The following is a 22799-nucleotide window of genomic DNA, read 5'->3' as shown; positions in this document are numbered from 1 at the left end:
CGGGGCCTTTGGGTCCCGCCGTTTGCATTTGGGCTCCGTTGATTTTCCTGCGCTGACCGTTGCTCTTGATTATTGGGCTAGCCGAGGCCTGAAGCCGCGGCGTCTGTGGAATGATCCGCCACACTCAAAAGCTCAAAAGCGAGTGCCTCCCTCACCTCGCTGGATAAATCTTGTCGGAGGGCGCGTTCAAATGCTGCCGCTTGATCGCCCAAGTCCGGCTCACCAAAAATTGCTGCCGTCCCGGCAAGCTTGTGAACCACCCGCGCAAGTTCATCCAAGTCGTTTGGTGGATTATCGCCTTCGGCAAGAAAACCATTCTCTAACGCGGCTCGAACCGCCTCAACCGCCTCAGAGCGCCGATGGTTCCAACGTTTGATGAGAGATGGCGAAAGGTTTTGGGGCAGCCCTCCCATGCTAGGGATGGTCGAGGCGCGATAAGTCTTCACGAACCTGGCAACCGATCCCGCTGCGGGTGCCGAACTCACTCGTTCATCGTCTGAATCATTGCCGGAATGGGAGAATGTGGAATCCGGTTCGTCACGATCCAACTCTACGCCCTTGGACGAGTCAGTAGGCCGGTCGGAGTCAAGCAGATCGTTCGCATCTCCCGCCTCATCCTCGACAATGCGAGTGGGCAACCATCGTTGAAGCGATCGAGCCAGATCCGCGAAAACCAATGGCTTTGCCAGATGCGCCTGCATGCCGGCTTCGCGCGCTTCGGCAATGTCATCAGGAAATGCGTTCGCGGTAAGGGCAATGATCGGCATCACGTTCGGGCCAATGCCTTCCGCGCGTATGGCGCGCGTCGCGGTATACCCGTCACAACCGGGCATCTGGATGTCCATGAACACCAGATCAAAGGGCCGGCCTCTCATTACGCTGTCTATCACCATTGCGATGGCTTCGTTACCGTCCTGCGCGATCGCGACTGTTTGGCCGCATCGTTCCAACATTTCTGTACCGACCATTCGGTTCACGTCGTGATCTTCGACCAAAAGGATTCGCGCAGATTGTGGCAGGTCAGCGGGCTTGATCACTTCTGGCTTAACCGCCGGGGCGGATTCTGGCTCGACAAGAGTGACCGGCAGGGTCACGCAGAATGTTGAACCGACGCCTGGTTCACTTTGAACGCTAATCTCGCCGCCCAGCAATTCGGCAAGTTTCCGGCTGATGGTTAATCCAAGACCGGTCCCCCCGAACCGCCGAGAAGTGTCGCTTTCGCCCTGTGTGAACGGCGCGAAAATAGTCTCAATGCGTGCTGGGCTGATGCCGATACCTGTGTCGGAAACCTCGACGGATAGAGTGTTGCCGGTGATGTCGTACGATATGTCGACATGTCCTGTTTCGGTGAATTTCACTGCGTTGGCGATCAGGTTTAGGATGATCTGACGCAGCCGCAAAGCATCGGTTTCGACCCATGGATGGGCCAAGGCACAGTCGCATGATTTGCCCGCTTTTGCGCAATCACCGGCGCAAAAGATGGGCGAATGAAAGTTCAGTATCAGCCCCTTTTGCTCTGCCATTGGGCGATGCAAAATCGCACATTCATCGATTGTTGCGCCGATATCCAGCGGGGCATTATCGATTGCGATCTGACCCGCTTCGATCTTTGATAGATCAAGAATATCATTCAGCAACAACATCATAGAGCGACCGGATTGGACGATCATTTCCGTGTGACGTTGATGTTCTTCGTCCAAATCGCTTTGAAGCATTAGTTCCGCAAAACCCAAAACACCGTTCATGGGCGTACGGATTTCATGGCTCATATTGGCGAGAAATTCTGATTTGGCCCGTGCGGCATGTTCGGCCTGACGACGCGACCGGGTCAACAACAACTCAAGCTCGATCCGCTCAGTGACATCCCGCGCAGAAACAATAACACCGCTTCGTTCGCCAGATTCTGGACAGAAAGCGACGGCGCAGTCTGCCTCGATAAAAACAGGGGTGCCGTCACCCGCGTCGGGTAAACGGCGATAGGTTACGCGATCTTTGTCACAATCTCCATTCAACAGCCGTTCCAGCACTGACGCTATCCGGTCAGAGGCGTCCGTTTGACTGCGCTCTGTTATCAGGTGACCGACGAAATCGCTTGGCTCGCGACCCAAAACATCGCGCACCGACGGTGAAGCATAGGTGCAGACACCTTGTCGATCGATGCTCAAGACCGCGTCCGTGACGTTCTCTGCGAGCAATGCGAGTTCCGCGCGGCCGTGGAGCAATTGTTCCGTCATCCGCGCCCGTCCGGCCAATATGGCGGCAATCGGTAGACCGGCGAGGAAGTTTGCCGCGATGAACGCTTGGATAAGGTACATCTTGCTGATGTCGGAGCTTGAATTTTCAAGGACGGGGCCAAAGCCCATATAGGTCATCCAACTCGCCATCACTGCGATGCCAGGCACGTACAACGCCGTTCCAAGACCGCCAAGGCGAAAGGTCATTAGCAAAGTGATCGGTGGAATTAGAAACAGGAGCGGATAAGCATCTTGTTTGAAAACGACATAGACGGCCATCAATCCGCCTGTGATTAGCGCACACCCCTCCGCAAGCTCTGCATGGCTCAAGACAACGCGTTCTCGCAATGCGTCCGCAATCAGCATCACCGTGGGCACCGTGAGGATCAAACCCATACTGTCCGCCAAGAACCACGACGAGGCACCGGCGAAGATCGCGCGTGTATCCGTCCCCATAGCGAGCGAAGCGATTGCACTGGAAGCAAGCGGCGCAACAAGGCCGCCGTAAATCAAGAACCTTCCAAGATGCGAAAGGTCCGCCATATCCAGTTGGCGGTGGCACGACCGCCTTAGCAACCATGTCACAACGCCGATCTCGACGATGTTGGCCAAGGTGAAGATCACAGCCGGGCCGGGAGCCGTCCCGGAAATGCTGTTTGCGCATAGGCTCGCGATAACAAGGCCAACAAACAAAGGAATTTCGTTCCGCAATCTTGCGATCAACAAGATGGTAACCGCGCTGGCATTGGGCAGCCAGACGCTCGCCAAGGCGGCATCAAAGCGTGACAATGAGAGGCAGAACACGCCCAAAGCAAAGAAGAGGGCCGATCCGACAATCGCGAAAATCACACTGCGTTGATCCAGACCTCGCATCGCGAAACCGTTCGAAAGCGCGCCGTTTTGAGTTGCCTCGCCGTCCTCGGCTGGACTGGGCGCGGAATCATCCGGTGATCCCGGACGTATCATCACGTTTTCGGTCATCGGCTCCGTCGCTTTTGTTCGCTGACTGGTCTACATTCATTCAGCTTAATCGAGATATGAACCGGGCAAGGTCGATTTGTCCGGAAGGCTCCAATCGCACCGTGGCACAGGATAGATGATCAAGAACCAACGCGGCTATCAGGGAAAACCGAAAGGCACTCGCTGGCCTTTGCTAACGGCCATTGCGCTGTTTCACATCGTTGCGCTGTATGGATTATCGCGCTTGTTGGCTCCGCAATTGACCGCTTCGGTGGAGCGAGAGGTTATTGATGCCTTTACCGTGGTCATCACCGCTCCAGATGAACCCGATACGCCGCCCGAACCGGATGAAGGGGCCGCTGGTGCGCAGGGCGAAGAGGCCGTGCCTCAACCGGTCACCGCGCCGACATCCCCAATTGAACGCAACCCCGAACCACGCCCGCAAGCGTCTTCGACAGGCGCTGCGCAAACGTCCGGCGCGCGTGAGGCGGGTGATAGCACCGGATCGGAAGGCGAAGGCCAAGGCACCGGCAGCGGCAATCAGGGCGGCGGCCAAGGCAACGGCGTCGCCATCCGGCCAAGTGTTGCGTCTGGTGCCCTCGACCCGCGCCGAGATTTTCCTATACCCGAAGGCGGGCGCGAGGCGCGATTTGGAACATCGGTCACGGTCTTTTTTATGGTCACCACAGATGGCCGCGCGCGCGATTGCAGCGTGACCCGCAGCACCGCCGATGCGCAAAGCACCGGATTGGTTTGCGGATTGGTGATGGAGAAGATCCGGTTTAACCCGGCCCGCAATCGAGCCGGTGATCCGGTAGAGGCGCGGTACGGTTACCGCGTTGATTTCCGCCAGAGATAGGGCAGAGATTGTCTCAAAGACGCGGTAAAGATGCGTTTTCTCGTGTTGTTTCTGCGTTGGCGTTCACTGGCTTTAAACCTCGGCAATGATAGTGTGCTCCTATGGTTAAAGATCACCCTATCCATCCAGTCATTCTTTGTGGGGGCAGCGGCACCCGGCTGTGGCCGGTGAGTCGCAAGACTCTGCCGAAGCCATTTTTGCCCTTGATTGGTGATACGACGTTGTTTGAACAGGCCATTGGCCGCATCTCTGGCGATGCGTCCGATGGCGGGTTCGCCGCGCCGATTGTAGTTGCTGGCCCGCAATATGGATCGGTGATTGAACGACAATTGGATGGAAAAGAGCATCGCTTAATCGTTGAGCCAGCCGCAAAAAACACCGCGCCGGCCATCGCTCTGGCGGCAGCATGTCTTGATCCGGATGATATAATGTTGGTGTGTCCAAGCGATCATCATATCGCCGATGAAACAGCGTTTCGAAACGCCGCACTATCGGCCGCGCATTTGGCGGCACAAGATTACTTGGTGTCGTTTGGCATAACGCCTGAAAGCCCAGAGACCGGCTATGGCTATTTGCGTCGGGGTGAGGAATTGCCCGGCGGCCATAAGATTGCCCGGTTCGTTGAAAAGCCGGATTTCGCGCGCGCGCAAACATATTTGGAAAGCGGAGAGTACAGTTGGAACGGCGGTATTTTTGCGTTTCGCGCCGGCCAATTGATTGATGAATTGACCGCGCATCGCCCCGAAATGGCCGAGGCCGTTCTCGCCTCTGTTCGACAGGGGCGCTCAGAGGGGTCGCGTTTTTACCCTTCAGCGGAGGTTTTCGCGGGGATACAGGGCGATTCGATCGATTACGCGGTTATGGAAAACACCGCACGCGCCGCGATGGTACCGGCCGATATGGGATGGTCCGACATCGGCAATTGGGCAGCGTTGCAGGATGCGCTGACCGCCGCCCCGGTTGGGTCCGATTGCGACACCAATGTCCGCAAAGGGTCGGTTGATCTCATCGATTGCAGTCATGTGTTGGCGTCGACCGATGGGCCTCGAATCTCGGCCGTGGGCGTTGCAGATATTTGCATCGTTGTTTCGGGTGGTGAGGTTTTGGTCACGACCAGAGACGGCGCGCAGTTGGTTGGCAAATTGCCCGGAGCCGCCGAACAGTGACGATGCGCGTGCGCAAAATTCAGACCCGGATGGTGGAGAAAGTTTGGGGGCGGACAAAGCTGCCCGCGCCATTTTCCGCGACTGATGGTGCGCGCATTGGAGAAATTTGGTTCGAACCGCCGCCTGAATTGCCGCAATTGTTGGTCAAATATCTCTTCACCAGCGAGAAATTGTCGGTTCAGGTCCATCCATCCAACGCCGACGCATTGCCGGGTGAGGATGGCAAAGAGGAATGCTGGCTGGTCCTTGATGCGGAACCGGGCGCGCAATTGGCGATTGGCTTTGATGAAGAGATCAGCGCAGATCGAATGGCCAAGGCCGCGCAAGACGGTTCGATTGAGTCGCTTCTCACATGGCACGATGCGCGTCCCGGCGACGTCTATTTCTTGCCGGCTGGCACGGTGCACGCGATCGGCCCCGGTCTTTCCTTGGTCGAAGTTCAACAGAACAGCGACACAACCTTTCGTCTTTACGATTATGGACGGCCGCGCGATCTGCATCTTGATCGCGCTCTCGCCGTCGCGCAACGACGGCCATACGATCCTCACCACAAGAGCACAGCAACATGCGGAGCGAGCCGTTGCGATGGCCCGCTGGTGTCGAGCACACATTTCCAATTGGACCGTGTCGAAGGATCGCCAGACGCCGGGATAACCGATCGGTATCCGAATGGGCTTTTGGTTCTACCTCTCGAAGGGGAAGTGCGGGCCGTGGAAGAGGATCAGGTCTCCGCAAAAGCCGGCGAGTGTCTTTTTGCTGCCGATATTGGCGCGCTCGATTTTTCTGATGCGAAAGTGACGTTGCTCACTCGCCCTGCGTAGCCAGAATGAGCGGGCAGATCTGCCTAACGCTCAATCTTTCTCGAGCATTTTTGAAGCGTTTTTGCGGACTGCATTTTCCAATGTGCCGCGCAGAAAACCGAGCATTCTTGGAAGGTCGAGCTCAATCACGACTGTGTCGTCGGTGACGTCGATACCGCCTTCAATTTTTTGACCCGCCGCAGTGATGAACAGATCCATCCGATCTTCATTCGGCCAACTTGTTTCGATCTCCGCCATTCCGGCCGGAAAATAGTCCGCGATCTCATGCGCGTGGGCATGCATCCGGCGTCGGACCTCTTCGGCGCCCAGAGTGTGGGGGAGCGATACACGCATCGGTTCAGCGGGGCTGCTTTACGGTGTCGTTGATATTGGAAAGATCAGGCAAGGGCACGCCGGAACCTTGGTCGTCGTTGGTCATTTCAGCGAGCAGATCATCCCCGCCATACCGATAATCCAAATACCGCGATTTCACGGCCAAATCATCCAAAGCACCCTCTGCGAGGCGCCGCGTGACGCGATCCACTTCGCTGGAAAGTTTGGTCAAACTTGTGATCAAGCGCGCGTCTGCGGTTCCGCCAGCATGTTCTTCTTGGCGAAGATGCTGCGGTATCTTGCGGTAATTGTCGATCGTCTCTGGGATGTATTCTCCGACGAGTTCGCGCACCTCGTTCATCGCCGGATGTTCATCATCGATGGCGTCCAATTGGACGCCCAATGCATCAAGCTGTTCGCCCAGCCGTTCAACAATTCTGGCGGCGGCTTCGGGCAAATGCGGGCGTTGCGCCTCAAGCCACAATTCCGTGCGGGCGACCATTTGTTGCGGATTGCCTAGTTTCAATTCAGCGCGCTTGGGCGTTTTGACCTTTGGGAAGTTGGCAAAAACGAAAGCGGCCGCAACCACGGCAAGCGCCACCATCATGACACCAACGGTTCCAATTCCGTCGAGCAATATGCCCGCAGCGGCCATTGTGACAAAGATCGTCGCAATGGCCCCGGCGAAATACTTCGCGCGATTGATCAAATTCTTGCGCTTGGCTGCGGCCGACCCTTGGCCGATGCTGTCGCCCGGACGGTGGGTGCCGCCTTCTTGTTGTGTTAACAAGGATTGGCGGGCTGCGCCCAATATCTGATCAGATTGCTGTGTGCTGTCGGTCATCGTCGATTAGGTGTCCAGCGCAAGCAAGGATGGATCCGCAGCGACTTTCGCTTGTGCCTGTGCCTGACCTTCTGCGCGAGCGATGTAGCCTTTTGATTTTTCCACTTCGTCGGTCAAAACGTTGACCGTTTGCTTCATGGAATCGAGCGCACGGATCTTGAAATCGTCCACTTCGTCCATTGTGTCGTAGATGTTTTGGAACGCGCGTTGCAACGTTTCCAACGGAATGGTCGAAGACGCGGCTTGTTCATGGATTTGCGATGTCTGTTCGCGCAGCAATGTACTGGTCGAATCGATGATGTCAGTCGTCGTCTGGTTGAGCGAAGTGATTTGTTGCAGGACCAATTTTTGGTTGGTCATCGCCTGAGCGACGGTCACGGCGGTGCGCAATGCGCCGACCGTCGTGGTGCTAGCGCGATCGACGCCCTTGACCAATTCAACATTGTTTTTCTTGACCAGATCAAGCGCGAGATACCCCTGAACGCTCACAGCCATTTGAGTCAGCAAATCTTGGGTGCGCTGACGGACATAGAACAAAGCGCTCTCACGCAACGCCTTCGCCTTTTCAGGATCGCTTGCATCGAGCTCAAGCGCTTTTGCCTCAAGCCGTCCGTCCAATGTTTTGGCGATATGGATCATTTGCTCCAATTCGCCCATTGCTTCCCAAAGCTTTTGACGCTCGGTGTCGATCGCCGCGTTGTCGAGATACAGCTCTTTTTTGCCCCCTTCGAGGCGCTCAAGGATCGCTTGAATATGACCCTGAGCCGAGGTGTAGCTGTCAAAGTAGTTCTTTAGCTTGCTGCCGAACGGAATGATCCCGAACAGTTTGCGCGGTGCCAGCAGAGAATTTTTCCGGCCCGGATCGAGGTCCTCGACCGTGCGGCGCAGTTGGGCCAGATCGTTGCCCACGCTGCTGTCTGCGTCCATCGCGCGGACCGGACGATCCAAGAAACGATTGGAATGCGCGGCGGCGGCACGGATCTGTTCTTGACCCATGCGTGTGATTTGATCGACTTTTTCACCAAAAGCCGGCGAATTGGCATCGACCGAAATGAGATCGGCAACAAACGCGTCCACCTTCGTATCGAGTTTCGACCGTTGTTCGTCGGCAACTGGGACAAGACCTGCCGCTTTTTCGGCGGCAACCGCAGGCACCGGATCGGGTGGGGTCAATTCAAAATCGCCCACGGTCTTTGTGGCCGTTTTGGTGGTTGGTGTGGTCGATTGCTCGGTTTCGGTGGTCATGCCGCGTATTTGCTCCCTGATCCGCCGGTTATGGGAACGGGTTGCCGGCGGCTTCTTTGATTACTGTATTAGTGATCTAAAACACGTCTTTCAAGAGGCCAAAGGTAGCGGGTTTGATCCGCACAATCTATCTTTCATCTCACCCGCTTGGCCAATCCGCTTCCACTGGGTCGAAAATACCCTTAAAGATGGGGTGAGCAAAAAGGGCTGAGATACAGTTGGATAAAGAGACCACACCGCCGGATCAAAAACCGTTGGCCCCATCAAGCTCAGGTTACACGCCGTTGCCTCCGAAAGACGGCGCGGCGGTTGTCGGCGAAGGCATGTCTGTGTCGCGCGTCTTGTTCAGCGTGCGCCGTTGGTGGCGCGAAGACGTGGTCGGAACGGTTGTTCAATCCGCCGTGATTGAGAAACGCCGGGCCGAATGTGCTTTATCTGAACGCTATTTGTTTATGACGGCCATGAGCGCGGGCATTGCTGTCTTGGGCTTGCTTCTATCGTCACCTGCGGTTGTGATCGGGGCGATGTTGCTGTCGCCTTTGATGGATCCGATCATGGGGCTTGGCTTTGCTTTGGCGATTGGGGATTACCAATGGCTCAAACAATCGGCGCGCAGCTTAGCGTGGGGCACGGTGATCGCCATCGCTTTGACGGCGGGTCTCGTTTATTTGTCGCCTATCCAAACGATCACGCCAGAGATCGCTGCGCGCACTCAGCCCAATTTGTTTGATTTGTTTGTGGCGCTTTTTTCGGCGCTTGCCGGTGCCTATGCGATGATCCGAGGGCGAGAGGGCACAATTGTTGGCGTGGCCATCGCGACCGCCTTGATGCCTCCTTTGGCCACGGTCGGTTTTGGTTTGGCGACATGGAATTGGACGGTATTTTCCGGTGCGCTGCACCTTTATGTCACCAACTTGATCACCATCGCATTGACCGCTCTGGTCATGGCGCGGATGTACGGTTTCAAGACCGCGCTAAGCTCACGCAATAGCCTGTTTCAGAATATCGCCGTTGTGGTGGTCTTTGTCGCGTTGGCGATCCCACTGGCACTGTCGCTTCAACAGATTGCTTGGCAGGCGAACGCGCAACGGATCGTGCGGGCAGAAATCGAAGAGACGTTCGACACGAACACGATCATCGATGAGCTTGAGATTGAATTCGGCGGTGAGCCGGTGACTATCAATGCAAAAGTCCTTACGTCTTCGCTGCGTTCTGATGCCGAAACCGATATTGAACGGGCCTTGGCCGGGCGCTTGTCTCAATCGGTTGAATTGTCTTTGACCCAATTGAAAGTCGATACCAGCGCAAGCGCGGCAGAACGCGCCCAATTGTCCGAAGCGCGCGCAAACGAAGAGGAAGCGGCGCTGGAGCGTGCAGAGGCTCTGGCCACACGCTTGGCTTTGGTCGCGGGCGTGACCAACGACGATGTTACGATTGATCGGACGCGCCGCCGGGCAACTGTGCGAGCCAAACAATTGGTTGGGGCGACTTTGGCCTCTTACCGCGCGCTAGAGATGCGCATCGCCGCAACGGAGCCGGGTTGGACGATTGAATTGCTCCCTCCGATCGGTGATCTGCCTCAGGAGATTGCGTTTGACGAAGAGGGCCCAACCCCAGCGGGTGCACAAGCGTTGGCCGTGGTTGAATGGGCCGCGCAGAGGGTGGATTTGCCGATCATGTTGGTTGGCAACCCGGTTGAAACGACCCAAGCCGCCGAGATTTTGGCGCGCCGTGGGGTGAGTGTAACAGTCGAAGACGGCTTCGGGCCGCTGCGCGCCGAATGGGGCGGACGTTAAATCACGCCGCCAGGTCGAGCGGAACGATCTCACCAGACAGGTACAATTTCTTGGCCTTGGCCCGACTTAGTTTGCCCGAACTCGTCCGCGGCAAGGTGCGCGGCGGCACCAATTCGATCACGCAGCTCATGCCAGTGACAGAGCGCACTTTATCCGCAATCTGCTCGCGCAATTTGATGCGTTCTTCGGGGTCTGCAACACGGCAGTGAACCAACACAGCCGGCGCTTCTTCGCCGCCCTCTGTTTCCACCGCAAAGGCGGCGATATCGCCGTGGTTGAACCCGGGGAGCTGTTCGACAGCCCATTCGATATCTTGTGGCCAATGGTTTTTGCCATTGATGATGATCATGTCTTTGGCGCGGCCAACGATGAACAAATAGCCATCGGCGAGATAGCCCATATCCCCGGTGTCGAGCCAGCCATCGACCAAGCAATCCTCGGTCGAATCGGGATCGCGGAAATAGGAATGCATGACGCTGGGGCCGCGGCACCACACCTTGCCGATTTGGTGGTCGCCACGCCGTTCGCCGTTTTCGCCTGATATGTAAACGTCCATATCTGGCAATGGCTTTCCGCAATTGACGATAGCGCGATACCGGGCCGGGCGGCTTATGTCGCGCGGTGTGCCCGAAAGGCGCTCTTCTTCGACCAATTCAACGCGAATGCCTTCGCCCGGTGGCATCACCGTGACCGCCAGCACCGCTTCGGCCAATCCATAGGACGGCGTGAATGCCGAGGCTTTGAAACCTGCTTCGGCAAATGCATTCACGAAATTCTGCATCACATCCGGGCGGATCATATCCGCGCCATTCCCCGCAATCCGCCATCGCGACAGGTCAAAGCGTTCGGCCACATTGGTTTGACTGGAAATGCGCCGTGCGCAGATGTCGTATCCAAAAGTTGGCGAATACGAGCACGTATTGCCAGGATTGCGGCTGATCATGTCCAACCATGCAAGCGGTCGGCGTGCAAAGGCATCAGGTTTCAAAAAGTCGACAGAGAATTGGTTCGCCACCAAAGACAGGAAACAACCGACGAGGCCCATGTCATGGTAAAGCGGGAGCCAGCTTACGCAGCGATCATTCTCGCCCAATTCCATGGACACTGCATGGCCGTACAAATTGTGCAGCAATGCCTTGTGTGTCACCGCTACACCGGTGGGGAAGCGGGTTGAGCCCGACGAATATTGCAAATAGCAAATATCATCAGGAGACGCAGCGGGTAGGTCCACGGGTGGGGCGGGCTGTTCTTCAAAATCTTGCCAGCTGATTCCGGCACAACCTTGTTTCTTGGCGGCTGCTCCGGCCATTTCGCCAATTTCGGCGGGGTAAATCAGGACGGTGGGATCAGAGCTCTGCAATTGCACCGCAAGTTGATCGATATAGCTGTCTTTGCCGCCAAAGGTGGTTGGCAATGGCAATGGCACGGGCCACGCCCCAGCATAGACACAGGCACAGAAGAGTGCGGTGAAATCAGGACCGGTTTCTGCGATCAGGGCGACACGGTCTTTGGGTTTGATGCCAGCCTCAATCAAGCGATAAGCCATCACGATCGCATCATCACGCATTTCGGAATACGGATACACTCTTTCGAGTTGTCCCCGCATATCGTGAAAATTCATGCCCTTTTTGCTGCGAGCGGCATAATCTATCGCATCATTGAAGGTGTCGAATTGCGCGCGGATCCGCGGAAGTTCGCAATCATTCGGCGTCGGCGTCAAGGCGGCGTCGGTCATTTTACTAGCGATACCCGTCATTTGCGGCGCGCACACACGCGCTCTATCATGTCCCCACAGTCACAACCGCTACGCGTCTTGAGACTATACATACTTTCCCATTTGATAAGGACTGTGGCACGAATAAGGCAATATGGTTTCACGAATGAGCAAAACGTCATCACCCGGTAGCGAAATAGGAGGTGGGGAGACCCCATCGACCGGTGGTGATGAATCGCGGGTGAAGCGCAAGCGCAAGGGGGCGGATCGTGATCGAAAGCCAAAGAAATCCCGCCCATTGGACCAAACAATGCTGCGCGATTTGGCGCTTTCGTACGCTGCACGCTTTGCGACCACTGGTGCCAAACTTGAACAGTATTTGGCCCGAAAAATTCAAACGCGGGGCGTTGCAGAGGACGCGGATGGCAGAACGCGGGATCTTGATGTGACCGATTTGGTCACTCAGATGATCGAACTGGGTTATGTAAACGACGATGCCTATGCCCGATCTCGCAGCCGAGACTTGACCGCCCGTGGATACGGCGCGCGACGCGTTGAGCAGGCATTGTGGGCGGCGGGAGTTGACGAAGAGGTGCGCGAAAACAACGCGCCGGGCGAGGCGGAGAGCAAGCGGGCGGCAGTGCTTCTTGCCAAAAAACGGCGATTTGGACCCTTTGCCCGACCGGATGCAGTCGAACACATCGACGAAGATGAAAATGGCGACCCGCTGGCGCGAAGAAAGCAACGCGAAAAACAGGTTGCCGCGATGCTGCGCGCAGGGCACCAGTATGACCATGTGCGGTTCATCATCGATGCAGCCACAATGGAAGAAGTAGACGAATGGTTGGCCGAAGCGGAAGACGCCGAGGAACCACGGGAGAGCGGATCATGGTAAGAATTGGTGCAATCATCGCGGGATTGGCTTTGGCCTCATGTTCGCCCGTCGGCGCCGCCCAAGACGCACCACCCGCGCCGAGCGCGGTCGATACGCCGGCGGTCGATCCCGATTCAGGCCTCACCTTGATCGATGTCACCGTGGTTAGTGGTTCAAGCCGCCATTCCTTTATCACCGAATTGGCCGATACGAATGAGGCTCAAGCGCGCGGAATGATGTTTCGCACCGAAATGGGCGATGACGAAGGGATGTTGTTTCCATCCTATGCTGCTCAAGCGCGCAGTTTTTGGATGAAGAACACGCCGCTCCCGCTGGATATCATTTTTATCGGCCCAGACAGCCGGATCACGAATATTGAAGCCGGCGTCCCATATTCGACCGACAGCGTTTCATCGATCGGCCCGGCGCTCGCGGTTTTTGAGATTCGCGGCGGATTGTCCGAAGAACTGGGCATCGCGGCTGGTGATATGGTTGAATTTCAGCTGCCCTAAAGGTCGTTTGAGTGATCATTGCATATTGGCGTGAACAACCAATTGGGCTAACGGCTGCTCCATGGGAATCTTGGGAAAAATCTTCACGTGGTGGGATGGCGCGACCATCGGCACGCATTGGTGGTCTAAACGCGTGGGCGGCGAACATGTCGGCACCGATGCGCAAGGCAACAAATATTTCCGCGCAAAAGCGAAAGATACGGGCCAATCCAACGGTTCTTATACGCAACGCGAACGCCGCTGGGTCATCTATGATGGCCACAACGATGCAAGCCGAGTGCCTAGCGAATGGCACGGTTGGTTGCATGGGGCGTTTGATGATGTTCCCGAGAGCTTTCTGCCCCCAGCCAAAGTTTGGGAAGCGGATTACACGCCGAACGCCACCGGCACAGCGCAGGCCTATCGCCCTCAGGGCGCGCTAGAACGCGGCGGAAAGCGTGCCGCAGCAGATGGCGATTATGAAGCATGGAACCCCGAAGCGAGCGCGGAGGGCTAAGCCTGCCCGGCTGATCGTCGCTTGATATGCGGATCCAACCAGTATTTCTTTCGGCAATAGCCGCCCTAACAATCGCCGGATGCAGCGACGCTGAACCCGTTTCGGAGCCGCAGGATACGGCGGAAGCGGGCGTTGATGTATCCGAACAAGACGAAGCTGCCGAACCGGAATTGTCTCCCGTAGAGGTGGGCGATTCGACGCCAATGGCGGAACGGGTGGCGACCATTGGCCTGCTGAACAAGCGCAACAATGTAAGCCAGGATTTCGAAATGCGTCCTGGTGAAGTCGTCGAAGAGGGGGCGGTGATTTTAAGACTACAGGCCTGCGAGCGGACTGCACCCTATGAATTTCCGCAAGAAACCGGCGCTTTCGTTCAGGTCGACGTGTTGGAGCGGGGCCAAAGCGAGCATGCCCGCGTATTTTCCGGTTGGCTTTTCAAAGAAAATCCCAGCCTGAATATCGTAGAGCACCCAGTTTACGATGTCTGGATCAAAGACTGCGCAATGAGTTTCCCGGGCGACGAATGAACTAGCGGGTTGGATGATTTGGGGTTCTCACTGTTCGACAGGACCTCTTCATACGCTGCCGCAATCGTCATGTCCGCCGGTCCGCGCGCGGCCTCTACCAATTTCAAATACTCGTTCTGGGGCAATTCCACCGCGCCTAAAGAGGCGAGGTGATCCGTCATGAATTGGCAATCGAGCAATTGCACGCCGGCCCGGTTGAGCAAGGCCACCAACCAACACAGCGCCACTTTGCTGGCATTGTCGGCGCGGCTGAACATGCTTTCTCCGCAAAATACACGGTCGAACGAAACACCATAGAGACCTCCGACCATGGTCTCTTTGCCGTCCGACATTTCCCAACATTCAATGGAATGGGCGTGACCCGCGCGATGCAGCGCAGCGTAGCTGGCGACAATGCGTTCGCTGATCCAGCTTTCGGGATGGTCGGGGCGGGGAGCTGCGCAGGACCGAACGACCACTTCGAATGCGGTGTTTATCGTGACGCGGTAGCGATCCGCGCGAAGCACTTTGCGCAGGGATTTCGAAATGTGCAGGCCATGCAAAGGAATGATCGCGCGATCACGCGGTTCGACCCAAAAAATCTCGAGGTCTTCGCGCGCATCGGCCATAGGGAAAATACCGCTTCGATAGGCGAGCAGTAAAGTTTCAACCGGGATCGGGGCGCGCAAGGGCGAATGCATGATGTGTGTTCTCTATCATGGTGATGATCGCGCGCTAGTAAGGATGCGACCAGAGGTTGCTCCGTGCAGATGCATAGGAAACAATAGCGTTTTAAAGTCTGCAAAGACCGGTTGCCTATCGTGCAAAGCTTCGATAGAGGGCGCAGCCTGTGTAGGGGCGTAGCTCAGCTGGTAGAGCGTCGGTCTCCAAAACCGAAGGTCCAGAGTTCGAGTCTCTGTGCCCCTGCCACTTTCTCAAAATATTGAATGCCATGCGCCGCGATTCTGCGGTCTGCTCATTGCGCGCATAGAAAAAAGGCCCGATCGATAGACCGGGCCTTTTTCGTTCGGATCAGGGCGCGTCGCCGCCCCTTTTCTCGGTTTAGTATTCTTCTGGTTCTTCCGGTGTGTCTGCGGTGTGCGTGGGGCCAGCATCCTTCTCACCACGGGCGAGCTTGAAGACCACGCCAGACAGTAGCAAGAGCGCCAAAAGGTTGGGCAGGGTCATCGCCGCATTGGAAATGTCGCCCAATCGCCAAACCAACTGCGATGGCTGAGTCGCGCCGACAAAGATCGCAACGCACCAAATAACGCGCCAGATAATGTGCAGGACTTTTTCGCCACCGCGGGTCGATCCCGGAATGCGGTCATAAAGGAATGTGATCGCACGCTCACCATAATAGCTCCACGTCAAAAGCGTGGTGAACACGAACAAGATCAAAGCGACGCTGACGACCAATGTCCCCAATGGCACTCCCGCGATCAACGTCGGGAACGCTGCGGCGTAGGCGGCGATGGTTGTTGCAACACCAGCGGTTTCCACCGTGCTCAGATCAGATTGCCACACATGGGATACGGATTGACCGGCCCCCGTGAAGTCGCCTTGAACGGTCAAAATCACCAACGCTGTCATCGTGCAGATAACGATCGTATCGATGAACGTGCCAAGCATTGCCATCCGGCCCTGTTGCTCTGGATCATCCGTTTGCGCGACCGCGTGAGCGATTGGGGTTGAACCTTGACCCGCCTCGTTTGAGAACAGGCCGCGGGCAACACCTGCACGGATCGCGATGATGATCAATGCGCCGACAAAGCCACCTTCTGCCGCTTGGTTGTTGAACGCCCCGCTAAAGATCAAACCAAATGTTTCTGGCAGGTCACTCGCGTTGAGAGCGAGAGCGATGATAGCAAGGACAATGTAAGCCGCCGCCATGAACGGGACGACGCTTTCGGCGACTCTACCGATGGATTTGATACCGCCAATAATCACAACGAACACGGCCAAAGCCACGATCAATCCGCCGATCCACCGTTCGATTCCAAAAAGTTCGTTCAGACCGGTGGCCACTTCGTTGGCTTGAATCGAATTGCCGGTGACCAAAGCAGAGAACAATGTCCCGAGACAGAAGATGATGGCGAGCCAAGTGTATTTCGGACCAAGCCCCATCATGATGTAGGTCATCGGCCCGCCACGATACGCGCCATCGGACGTTTTCTCACGATACCGGATTGCAAGAGACCCTTCGGCAAAGGCGAGAGCCATGCCAATTAAAGCGGTAACCCACATCCAGAAAACCGCACCGGGTCCGCCCCATGCAATGGCAAAGGCCACACCAGCAAGGTTACCCGTGCCGACTTGGCCCGACAACGCCGTTGAAAGCGCAGCAAAGGGTGAAATTTCGCCTCCGCCTTTGCCCTTACGGCTCGAAAACAGGCCTTTCACAGCAGAACCGAATTTCACAATTGGGTAAAACCGAAGGCCCACCATGATATAGAGCCCGACGCCCAAAAGGACGACAACCATTGGCGGCACGGCGACCTCGCCGATGCTGAGCCATGAAACAGGCTCGCCGTTCCATTCGCCACCCCAGATAAAGTCTGAGACGTTGACGATGTGATCCAGCAGCGACTTGGACTGCTCTACGTTTGCTGACATTGCGCGATTTTCCCCGAATAGCTTTTTTCCAAGGCTGCACTGGCCTCGAATTAAGAGACGCACGCTATAGAGGCGAGAAGGGATTGACTAGTCCCGAAGCCACTCTTCCTCTTGCTTTACGACCTCGCTCGCCATAATAGCGAACTCGTTCCTGAAATCGGTAAGAATCAAAAGCCCATTCGTGACCTTGTCCCGAACGGCGACGAACCCTACCTGAAAGCCGGATCAAACATTCATTACGCGAAGGCGAGAGGCTCCATGGCCGAAGAGAAAAAGCGCAAGACATCTGTTGCTGAATTTGTGAACCAAGTTCGCACGGAAACCAGCAAGGTCGTTTGGCCAACCCGCGAAGAGACCATTCGCACAGCTATCTTTGTGTTCATTTTTATGGTGATCTTGTCGCTGTTCTTTTTTGGCATCGACAGTCTTTTCAACTTCGTTGTCAACTTTCTGCTGACGCTTGCCTGATGATTTCACACCCATTTGCGGGTGGCTAGAAATCAGTTTCACGACCTCATTTGCTAAGGACTTATCATGTCTCGCTGGTACATCATTCACGCTTACTCTGGCTTTGAAAACAAAGTGAAAGAGGCGATCATCTCTGAGGCGGAGCGGCTTGGCCTTACCGAGGGCGTCGAGGAAATCGAAGTTCCGACCGAGACGATCACCGAAGTGAAGCGGGGCAAGAAAGTTCAAGTCGAACGCAAATTTATGCCGGGCTATGTTTTGGCGAAATTGCGGATGAATGACGATATTTATCACCTCGTCAAAAACACTCCGAAAGTGACAGGCTTTCTCGGCAACAACAACAAGCCTCAGGCGATCAGCGAAAAAGAAGCTGCGCGTTATTTCGGCGGTGTCGAAGAAGCGAAATCCGCACCGAAACAACAAGTCACTGTCGATTACGAGATTGGCGATTCGGTCAAAGTGCTCGATGGACCCTTTGCCAGCTTCAATGGCGTCGTCGAAGAGCTCGACTTTGATAAAGCGAAAGTCAAAGTCAGCGTGTCGATCTTCGGTCGGGCTACCCCGGTTGAGTTGGACTTTGAACAGGTTGAATTGGTCAAGTAAGCGGCATTTTCTGAGCGCAAAAGGAACCGTCGGTTTGCCGGCGGTAGGGTTGCATATTGTCCGCTTGATTTACCAGCTGACGGATATCGGACGTAGCCACGCTCTTGCTAAGGCGCCTGAGCAGTGAAGACGCGGCTGGGCATTTGCACCAAGAAAAAGCGCTACGCATCGCTTGAGATGGCCGAAAGCGCTGCTGCTGCTGCTCCGTTTAAGCTGCGCGCCTATCGTTGCGAGCTATGTCGCCAATACCACCTGACAAGCAGGACAAAGGGGATGAAGACGCCTAGGCATGAGTTGCGCGGTTAGCGCAAGGCTTGGTCTCGCCTCGCGCGATCCTAGCCTCACACCGGCCAGAATGGCTGACCGTTTAGAGCTTGAACGAACAACGCCGTCGCGATCGCCAATTGCACCACAGTCACGCCGGCCACGACTGCCACTGCGTTCCATCCGTACCGATCTGCTAACCATCCAGCGAACGGGACCGTTTGCATCAAATGAAGGCTTACAAAGTGGGCAGGTCTTAGGTCGCCATATTCGCGGGACCATCCAAAAAAGGGCACTGTCGCGCCGCCGCCTTCGAGCGATCCGCCGACGTAACGACCACTGTTGGACATCGTGAAGCCAAAATACAGCGTTGAGAGGAAAGCGAGCGTTAATCCGACAATCGCTCCGAGCCAGAGCCCCTTTCGCGCCCGATCACCCTTGCGCCAAATCTGAACCGCCAACGCCATGGCAATCGTCATAAGGAAGAACGCACCCAATCCCATCAGCGCGTACATCAAACTTTCAAAATCACTGTCGAAATTGAAATGTGACCGCTTTGCCTGCGCAGCTTGGATAGCCACCCAAATGTATTCGAACACCAAGCCGCCAGCGGCAAGGTAAGAGAACATCAGCAGGGTCGGGCCAACTCTAACATTTCGAGGGACCAATTGGAGCAAAACGCCGATCGTGGCGAAATGCAAACCGAGCGAGATGTTGAATTTTTGTGGTTTGGTCCAAACCGCCGCGCTGTCTAGGACCCGGGTGTCCATCAACCAAGCGGGTATGAACACAACAAAGCTGGCGAGCATAAACACCGCCAGCGTCATGTTAAGCCGCGTCGTGTGATCGTCGTCTAGCCAAGGGATTAGCGCGACCCAGCCGCCGGGTTTTGAGGGGGATGTGGCAGGGTTGCTCATGCTGGCACCTCAGACTGCGAATTGGAGGATGAAGTTTCGGCGGTCGGATCGTCACGATCAGCGCGGATCTTCCGAAAATAAACCGCTCTCATGATCAAAAACGTCGCCAATCCCACCGGGCCAAACATGAAAGTGGCAAGCAGGACGGGTGCCTGAATAAGGCGGTTCATCCCAATCTTATCCGCCTGAACCGCGATCCAGCCGCCGATAAAGAGGTCGAATGAAAGATAATGGACCCATCCCGCGAGCAACATTTCGCGCGTGCCCAATAGGGCGGCGACTTCATCTAGAGAGCCGTAACCGCCCCCTTCAACCGAAAAGAAGTGGGTCATGGCGAGACCGGCATACAATAAAGACAGGCTAAGCGGGATGACGAAGCGAGGAATCGCGGTCAGCAACGACCATCTGCGCGGGAGGAATATCAGAATGAGCCAGCCCAGCATGGCTGCTTGCCCAGCGTAACCGAACCATTGATCAGGTGTGAGCACTGCGGCCTCCCTCGTTGCATTCAAACTGTATTGCTATGGCAATACACTATCCGGGTCAAGCGATGCGACTTTGTTGTGCCTCGGCTATTTCCCAGACTTCTTCGCAGCCGCCTTCATCGCCTTGAGTTCGGCATCAATGAGGCTGTCTTGCGAAAGCGCGTGAATTTCTGCGTCAACGGACGAACGGTTTTGCTGCACGCCAATGTTTCGTTCGGTGCGAAATCCGACCCTCCGCTCCAAATCATCGATCCGGTCCAATCGGCGGTCAATGTCATCGCGCGGTGAGCGTCCCGCAGCACCATGTTGAGTGGTGTGGGTCTCAACTGCAGGCCGATCTGCGCTCCTGATTTCGACCAGAATATCGCTGCGCTTGGCCTCTAGCTGCGCGATTGCCGTTTCCAATTCACCCACGGAATTGGCCAACTGAGCGGCCTCATCCTTGCTGAGAGCCGCGTGAGCGTGGCCATCCTTGCGCGCTTGAAGTGCCGCGCGGGCCAAATCCTCGCGTCCATGATTCATGGCAATTTGCGCCTTGTCGGTCCATTCATCGGCTTCTGCAAAGAGTTTTTGGGAGCGGGCAAGCGCGCGATCATGTTGCCGCTTTGTCATGGTCAACTCGCTGTGAAGGCTGATCAAAGTTTCCTCGACCTCGGCGCGCAACAAATTGAGCGCTTTGGCAGGGTCAGTTGCTTTGCCTACGATCGCATCGAGATTGCTGGAAACCAGCTCTCGCACTCGAACAGCGACATGGATCATTGTAAGCCCTTTGGTGAAACCTGTTGGATGCCTAGACCCGTGGATCGACCAAGAAAAGCACGATGTTTTGAAGGCGGCAAAGGCCGACGGTCAAGAATTGGAATTCGACGTCTTTCGCCTTGGCGGGAGCGTTGTTCAATCTTGGCTTGCCATTCTTGGCAAAATCGCTATTCCGCGCGCTCTCGTCAAACCGGCGAGAATCCGTGCGGGAGCTTTTGGGTAACAAGGGCGCTGGACCGCTTAACATGAACCGCCTGTCGCAAGACATGACCGAAAGGTGGGCGGTGAAAGTGCGAAAGGAGGCCCCTCGTGGCCAAGAAAATCGAAGGTTATATTAAGTTGCAAGTGCCCGCCGGCACTGCAAACCCATCACCGCCAATCGGCCCTGCTTTGGGTCAACGCGGTGTGAACATCATGGAATTCTGTAAGGCGTTTAACGCCGCAACACAGGACCTTGAGAAGAACGCACCTATTCCAACCACGATCACGGTTTATGCCGACCGTTCGTTCACCTTCACGACCAAAACCCCACCAGCAAGCTTTCTGATCAAGAAAGCCGCAAAGCTGAAGTCGGGTTCGAGCGAGCCGGGCAAGTCGGTCGCGGGTTCTGTGACACAGGCTCAAGTGAAGGAAATCGCTGAGGCGAAAATGAAAGACCTCAACGCGAACGACATCGATCAGGCAATGAAGATCATCGAAGGCTCCGTGCGTTCGATGGGTCTCGAAGTGAAGGGCTGACATCATGGTGAAAATGACAAAAAAGCAAAAGGCCGTCGCTGAGCTGGATTCTGAAAAGTTCTACAATTTCGACGAAGCCATCACCGCATTGCGCGCCCACAAAGCGAAATTCGATGAAACCGTTGAAGTCGCCATGAACTTGGGCGTTGATCCACGTCATGCCGACCAAATGGTTCGCGGCATGGTTTCACTGCCATCGGGTACGGGTAAAGCTGTGAAAGTTGCTGTGTTCGCACGCGGCGACAACGCTGACAAAGCCACTGCGGCTGGCGCAGACAAAGTTGGCGCTGAAGACCTCATGGAAGAGATGCAAAACGGCGATCTCGATTATGACCGCGTCATCGCGACACCGGACATGATGGGCGTTGTTGGCCGTTTGGGTAAAGTTCTTGGACCTAAAGGTCTGATGCCAAACCCTAAACTCGGCACCGTTACTCCAAATGTGGAACAAGCCGTGAAGGACGCCAAAGGCGGCCAGGTTGAATTCCGCGTTGAGAAAATGGGCATCATCCACTCAGGTATCGGCAAATTGTCGTTCTCTGATGCGGATTTGAAAGCGAACTTTGAAGCGATCACCGGCGCTATCGTGAAAGCGAAACCGTCGGGCGCGAAGGGCAAATACGTCAAGAAAATCTCGCTCACGTCGACAATGGGCCCCGGCCTGAAAATCGATACTGCGGATATCGAAGGCGCCTAACGCCCTTCTCACAGTAAGTGCGAAACATTAGGGGGCCGACAGCAAACGCTGTCGGCCCCCTTTGTCTTTTTGCGCAGGAGAATAGAGTGGCAATGGCTCAAACCAATGAGCGCTGGCCGATTTCTTGGGCTTAGATGCCGCCAGGTGTGAAATCGTGCCCGCTGGTTGCTAGGCCATCGGTGAGGCTGTCGACACAGCTCGCCAAGTCCTCTTTTTGTGTGGAGCGGATGACGAAATTGGCACCAACGCGTCCGTCGCGGAAAAACGGGTAAGAACCGATCTGACAGTTCTCGTGGGCTTCTTCGACTTCGCGCAACATCGCGGCGACTTCGCTTTCGGCGACCCAACATCCCACGGTTTCGGACAAGAGCGGCGCGCCACCTTCAAGCTTTCCGGTCAACGCGTCCAACATACCGGCGGTAATGTGCGGCACGCCGGCCATCAGAATAACGTTCCCGCGTCGAATACCAGGTGCGCCGGACATGCGATTGGGGATCAATTCTGCGCCTTCGGGCACGCGCGCCATGCGCAATCGCCCTTCGTTTAAGCCACCTTTGTCGGCGTAATACCGTTCCAACAGCGCGCGTGCATCTTCGTGGATGACCACGGGAACACCCAACGCCTCTGAAACCGCATCAACCGTGATGTCGTCATGGGTCGGGCCAATTCCGCCCGTTGTGAACAGGTAGTCATTGGCGGCTCGTAAAGCGTTCACCGCTTCGATGATCTTTTCTTGCACATCCGGCACCACACGCACTTCGGCAAGACGGATGCCTTGCACTTGCAGCCATGCCGCCACTTGGCCGATGTTTTTATCGTGGGTGCGACCGGAAAGGATCTCATCACCGATGATGACAAGACCCGCGGTCCAGATTTTTTCAGGGGAACTCATAGATGTCGACCTAGGACACTA

The 22799-nt window shown here is 55.9% G+C and carries 23 protein-coding genes and 1 tRNA gene; 13 read left to right on the top strand and 11 right to left on the bottom strand.

Annotated elements, in window-relative coordinates; translation table 11 throughout:
- Nucleotides 1-77: 77 nt before the first annotated feature.
- Nucleotides 78-3215 (bottom strand): ATP-binding protein, encoded by a 3138-nt coding sequence (locus BQ8290_RS02660; protein WP_108787389.1) that lies wholly within the window; start codon nt 3213-3215, stop codon nt 78-80.
- Nucleotides 3216-3330: 115 nt separating this feature from the next.
- Between BQ8290_RS02660 and BQ8290_RS02655 the strand changes: the two genes are divergently transcribed.
- The 3 genes from BQ8290_RS02655 to BQ8290_RS02645 all read left to right on the top strand — a co-directional run bounded on the left by BQ8290_RS02655 (nt 3331) and on the right by BQ8290_RS02645 (nt 6040).
- The gene (locus BQ8290_RS02655; protein ID WP_108787387.1) at nt 3331-4053 is read left to right on the top strand and encodes a hypothetical protein; all 723 of its coding nucleotides are present in this window, start codon (nt 3331-3333) and stop codon (nt 4051-4053) included.
- Between the two features lie 101 nt (nt 4054-4154).
- A complete protein-coding gene (locus tag BQ8290_RS02650) occupies nt 4155-5219 on the top strand; it encodes a sugar phosphate nucleotidyltransferase (protein ID WP_108787385.1) in 1065 nt (354 codons plus the stop codon).
- 2 nt (nt 5220-5221) lie between these two features.
- Nucleotides 5222-6040 (top strand): class I mannose-6-phosphate isomerase, encoded by an 819-nt coding sequence (locus BQ8290_RS02645; protein ID WP_443112304.1) that lies wholly within the window; start codon nt 5222-5224, stop codon nt 6038-6040.
- Between the two features lie 30 nt (nt 6041-6070).
- Here BQ8290_RS02645 and BQ8290_RS02640 read toward each other — a convergent pair whose 3' ends face one another.
- From BQ8290_RS02640 to BQ8290_RS02630, 3 genes are read right to left on the bottom strand one after another with little or no spacing between them, the layout of a single operon-like run.
- Nucleotides 6071-6373, bottom strand: coding sequence for a polyhydroxyalkanoic acid system family protein (locus BQ8290_RS02640; protein WP_108787383.1), 303 nt, complete (start codon nt 6371-6373; stop codon nt 6071-6073).
- Between the two features lie 4 nt (nt 6374-6377).
- Nucleotides 6378-7196: a hypothetical protein gene (locus BQ8290_RS02635; protein ID WP_108787381.1), complete on the bottom strand. Its 819-nt coding sequence runs from the start codon at nt 7194-7196 to the stop codon at nt 6378-6380.
- Between the two features lie 6 nt (nt 7197-7202).
- A complete protein-coding gene (locus BQ8290_RS02630; RefSeq protein ID WP_337660936.1) occupies nt 7203-8441 on the bottom strand; it encodes a toxic anion resistance protein in 1239 nt (412 codons plus the stop codon).
- A gap of 218 nt (nt 8442-8659) precedes the next feature.
- Here BQ8290_RS02630 and BQ8290_RS02625 point away from each other — a divergent pair, with 218 nt between their 5' ends.
- The gene (locus tag BQ8290_RS02625) at nt 8660-10237 is read left to right on the top strand and encodes a DUF389 domain-containing protein (RefSeq protein WP_108787379.1); all 1578 of its coding nucleotides are present in this window, start codon (nt 8660-8662) and stop codon (nt 10235-10237) included.
- Nucleotide 10238: 1 nt separating this feature from the next.
- Here BQ8290_RS02625 and BQ8290_RS02620 read toward each other — a convergent pair whose 3' ends face one another.
- Nucleotides 10239-11972, bottom strand: a complete 1734-nt coding sequence (locus tag BQ8290_RS02620; RefSeq protein ID WP_337660935.1) for a fatty acyl-AMP ligase — start codon at nt 11970-11972, stop codon at nt 10239-10241.
- 145 nt (nt 11973-12117) lie between these two features.
- On the opposite strand from BQ8290_RS02620, the gene BQ8290_RS02615 reads away from it, so the two are divergent.
- The 4 genes from BQ8290_RS02615 to BQ8290_RS02600 all read left to right on the top strand — a co-directional run bounded on the left by BQ8290_RS02615 (nt 12118) and on the right by BQ8290_RS02600 (nt 14360).
- Nucleotides 12118-12846 carry a regulatory protein RecX gene (locus tag BQ8290_RS02615; protein ID WP_337660934.1) on the top strand — a complete coding sequence of 243 codons (729 nt, stop codon included), beginning with the start codon at nt 12118-12120 and terminating at the stop codon, nt 12844-12846.
- Nucleotides 12840-13337: a DUF192 domain-containing protein gene (locus BQ8290_RS02610; protein ID WP_337660933.1), complete on the top strand. Its 498-nt coding sequence runs from the start codon at nt 12840-12842 to the stop codon at nt 13335-13337. The genes BQ8290_RS02615 and BQ8290_RS02610 overlap by 7 nt, the downstream gene beginning before the upstream one ends.
- Nucleotides 13338-13398: 61 nt before the next feature.
- Nucleotides 13399-13833, top strand: coding sequence for an NADH:ubiquinone oxidoreductase subunit NDUFA12 (locus tag BQ8290_RS02605; RefSeq protein WP_108787375.1), 435 nt, complete (start codon nt 13399-13401; stop codon nt 13831-13833).
- Between the two features lie 26 nt (nt 13834-13859).
- Nucleotides 13860-14360, top strand: a complete 501-nt coding sequence (locus BQ8290_RS02600) for a DUF2155 domain-containing protein (protein ID WP_108787373.1) — start codon at nt 13860-13862, stop codon at nt 14358-14360.
- On the opposite strand, the gene aat is transcribed toward BQ8290_RS02600, so the two are convergent.
- A complete protein-coding gene (aat, locus tag BQ8290_RS02595) occupies nt 14309-15040 on the bottom strand; it encodes a leucyl/phenylalanyl-tRNA--protein transferase (protein WP_108787371.1) in 732 nt (243 codons plus the stop codon). The genes BQ8290_RS02600 and aat overlap by 52 nt on opposite strands.
- Nucleotides 15041-15193: 153 nt before the next feature.
- On the opposite strand from aat, the gene BQ8290_RS02590 reads away from it, so the two are divergent.
- A tRNA-Trp gene (locus BQ8290_RS02590) sits at nt 15194-15269 on the top strand.
- Between the two features lie 132 nt (nt 15270-15401).
- On the opposite strand, the gene BQ8290_RS02585 is transcribed toward BQ8290_RS02590, so the two are convergent.
- Entirely contained in the window at nt 15402-16955 is a 1554-nt protein-coding gene (locus BQ8290_RS02585; RefSeq protein WP_108787369.1) for an amino acid carrier protein, read from the bottom strand.
- A gap of 258 nt (nt 16956-17213) precedes the next feature.
- On the opposite strand from BQ8290_RS02585, the gene secE reads away from it, so the two are divergent.
- Both secE and nusG read left to right on the top strand, forming a co-directional pair.
- On the top strand, nt 17214-17423 hold the full coding sequence (gene secE, locus BQ8290_RS02580; RefSeq protein ID WP_108787367.1) for a preprotein translocase subunit SecE: 210 nt from the start codon (nt 17214-17216) through the stop codon (nt 17421-17423).
- A gap of 66 nt (nt 17424-17489) precedes the next feature.
- On the top strand, nt 17490-18026 hold the full coding sequence (gene nusG, locus BQ8290_RS02575; RefSeq protein ID WP_108787365.1) for a transcription termination/antitermination protein NusG: 537 nt from the start codon (nt 17490-17492) through the stop codon (nt 18024-18026).
- Nucleotides 18027-18367: 341 nt separating this feature from the next.
- On the opposite strand, the gene BQ8290_RS02565 is transcribed toward nusG, so the two are convergent.
- From BQ8290_RS02565 to BQ8290_RS02555, 3 genes are all read right to left on the bottom strand, one after another.
- Entirely contained in the window at nt 18368-19207 is an 840-nt protein-coding gene (locus BQ8290_RS02565) for a hypothetical protein (protein ID WP_108787361.1), read from the bottom strand.
- Nucleotides 19204-19695 (bottom strand): abscisic acid-deficient protein Aba4 family protein, encoded by a 492-nt coding sequence (locus tag BQ8290_RS02560; RefSeq protein WP_108787359.1) that lies wholly within the window; start codon nt 19693-19695, stop codon nt 19204-19206. The genes BQ8290_RS02565 and BQ8290_RS02560 overlap by 4 nt, the downstream gene beginning before the upstream one ends.
- 84 nt (nt 19696-19779) lie before the next feature.
- Complete coding sequence (locus BQ8290_RS02555; protein ID WP_108787357.1) at nt 19780-20451, bottom strand: PspA/IM30 family protein; 672 nt, start codon at nt 20449-20451, stop codon at nt 19780-19782.
- A gap of 309 nt (nt 20452-20760) precedes the next feature.
- On the opposite strand from BQ8290_RS02555, the gene rplK reads away from it, so the two are divergent.
- Nucleotides 20761-21189 (top strand): 50S ribosomal protein L11, encoded by a 429-nt coding sequence (gene rplK, locus BQ8290_RS02545; RefSeq protein WP_108787353.1) that lies wholly within the window; start codon nt 20761-20763, stop codon nt 21187-21189.
- A gap of 4 nt (nt 21190-21193) precedes the next feature.
- Nucleotides 21194-21886, top strand: coding sequence for a 50S ribosomal protein L1 (rplA, locus tag BQ8290_RS02540; RefSeq protein ID WP_108787351.1), 693 nt, complete (start codon nt 21194-21196; stop codon nt 21884-21886).
- A 130-nt stretch (nt 21887-22016) separates the two neighbouring features.
- On the opposite strand, the gene BQ8290_RS02535 is transcribed toward rplA, so the two are convergent.
- The gene (locus BQ8290_RS02535) at nt 22017-22778 is read right to left on the bottom strand and encodes a molybdopterin-binding protein (protein WP_108787349.1); all 762 of its coding nucleotides are present in this window, start codon (nt 22776-22778) and stop codon (nt 22017-22019) included.
- Nucleotides 22779-22799 lie beyond the last annotated feature (21 nt).

Origin of the sequence: Erythrobacter sp. Alg231-14 (assembly GCF_900149685.1) — a bacterium.
Lineage (GTDB): Bacteria > Pseudomonadota > Alphaproteobacteria > Sphingomonadales > Sphingomonadaceae > Erythrobacter.
The sequence above is the reverse complement of the archived record's forward strand: the minus strand, read 5'-3'. Positions and strand labels throughout refer to the sequence as shown.

Coding starts and splice junctions, on each gene's coding strand:
- BQ8290_RS02660 (WP_108787389.1), bottom strand. CDS start 3,215: ATGACCGAAAACGTGATGATACGTCCGGGATCACCGGATGATTCCGCG.
- BQ8290_RS02655 (WP_108787387.1), top strand. CDS start 3,331: ATGATCAAGAACCAACGCGGCTATCAGGGAAAACCGAAAGGCACTCGC.
- BQ8290_RS02650 (WP_108787385.1), top strand. CDS start 4,155: ATGGTTAAAGATCACCCTATCCATCCAGTCATTCTTTGTGGGGGCAGC.
- BQ8290_RS02645 (WP_443112304.1), top strand. CDS start 5,222: ATGCGCGTGCGCAAAATTCAGACCCGGATGGTGGAGAAAGTTTGGGGG.
- BQ8290_RS02640 (WP_108787383.1), bottom strand. CDS start 6,373: ATGCGTGTATCGCTCCCCCACACTCTGGGCGCCGAAGAGGTCCGACGC.
- BQ8290_RS02635 (WP_108787381.1), bottom strand. CDS start 7,196: ATGACCGACAGCACACAGCAATCTGATCAGATATTGGGCGCAGCCCGC.
- BQ8290_RS02630 (WP_337660936.1), bottom strand. CDS start 8,441: ATGACCACCGAAACCGAGCAATCGACCACACCAACCACCAAAACGGCC.
- BQ8290_RS02620 (WP_337660935.1), bottom strand. CDS start 11,972: ATGACCGACGCCGCCTTGACGCCGACGCCGAATGATTGCGAACTTCCG.
- BQ8290_RS02615 (WP_337660934.1), top strand. CDS start 12,118: ATGAGCAAAACGTCATCACCCGGTAGCGAAATAGGAGGTGGGGAGACC.
- BQ8290_RS02610 (WP_337660933.1), top strand. CDS start 12,840: ATGGTAAGAATTGGTGCAATCATCGCGGGATTGGCTTTGGCCTCATGT.
- BQ8290_RS02605 (WP_108787375.1), top strand. CDS start 13,399: ATGGGAATCTTGGGAAAAATCTTCACGTGGTGGGATGGCGCGACCATC.
- BQ8290_RS02600 (WP_108787373.1), top strand. CDS start 13,860: ATGCGGATCCAACCAGTATTTCTTTCGGCAATAGCCGCCCTAACAATC.
- aat (WP_108787371.1), bottom strand. CDS start 15,040: ATGCATTCGCCCTTGCGCGCCCCGATCCCGGTTGAAACTTTACTGCTC.
- BQ8290_RS02585 (WP_108787369.1), bottom strand. CDS start 16,955: ATGTCAGCAAACGTAGAGCAGTCCAAGTCGCTGCTGGATCACATCGTC.
- secE (WP_108787367.1), top strand. CDS start 17,214: ATGGCCGAAGAGAAAAAGCGCAAGACATCTGTTGCTGAATTTGTGAAC.
- nusG (WP_108787365.1), top strand. CDS start 17,490: ATGTCTCGCTGGTACATCATTCACGCTTACTCTGGCTTTGAAAACAAA.
- BQ8290_RS02565 (WP_108787361.1), bottom strand. CDS start 19,207: ATGAGCAACCCTGCCACATCCCCCTCAAAACCCGGCGGCTGGGTCGCG.
- BQ8290_RS02555 (WP_108787357.1), bottom strand. CDS start 20,451: ATGATCCATGTCGCTGTTCGAGTGCGAGAGCTGGTTTCCAGCAATCTC.
- rplA (WP_108787351.1), top strand. CDS start 21,194: ATGGTGAAAATGACAAAAAAGCAAAAGGCCGTCGCTGAGCTGGATTCT.
- BQ8290_RS02535 (WP_108787349.1), bottom strand. CDS start 22,778: ATGAGTTCCCCTGAAAAAATCTGGACCGCGGGTCTTGTCATCATCGGT.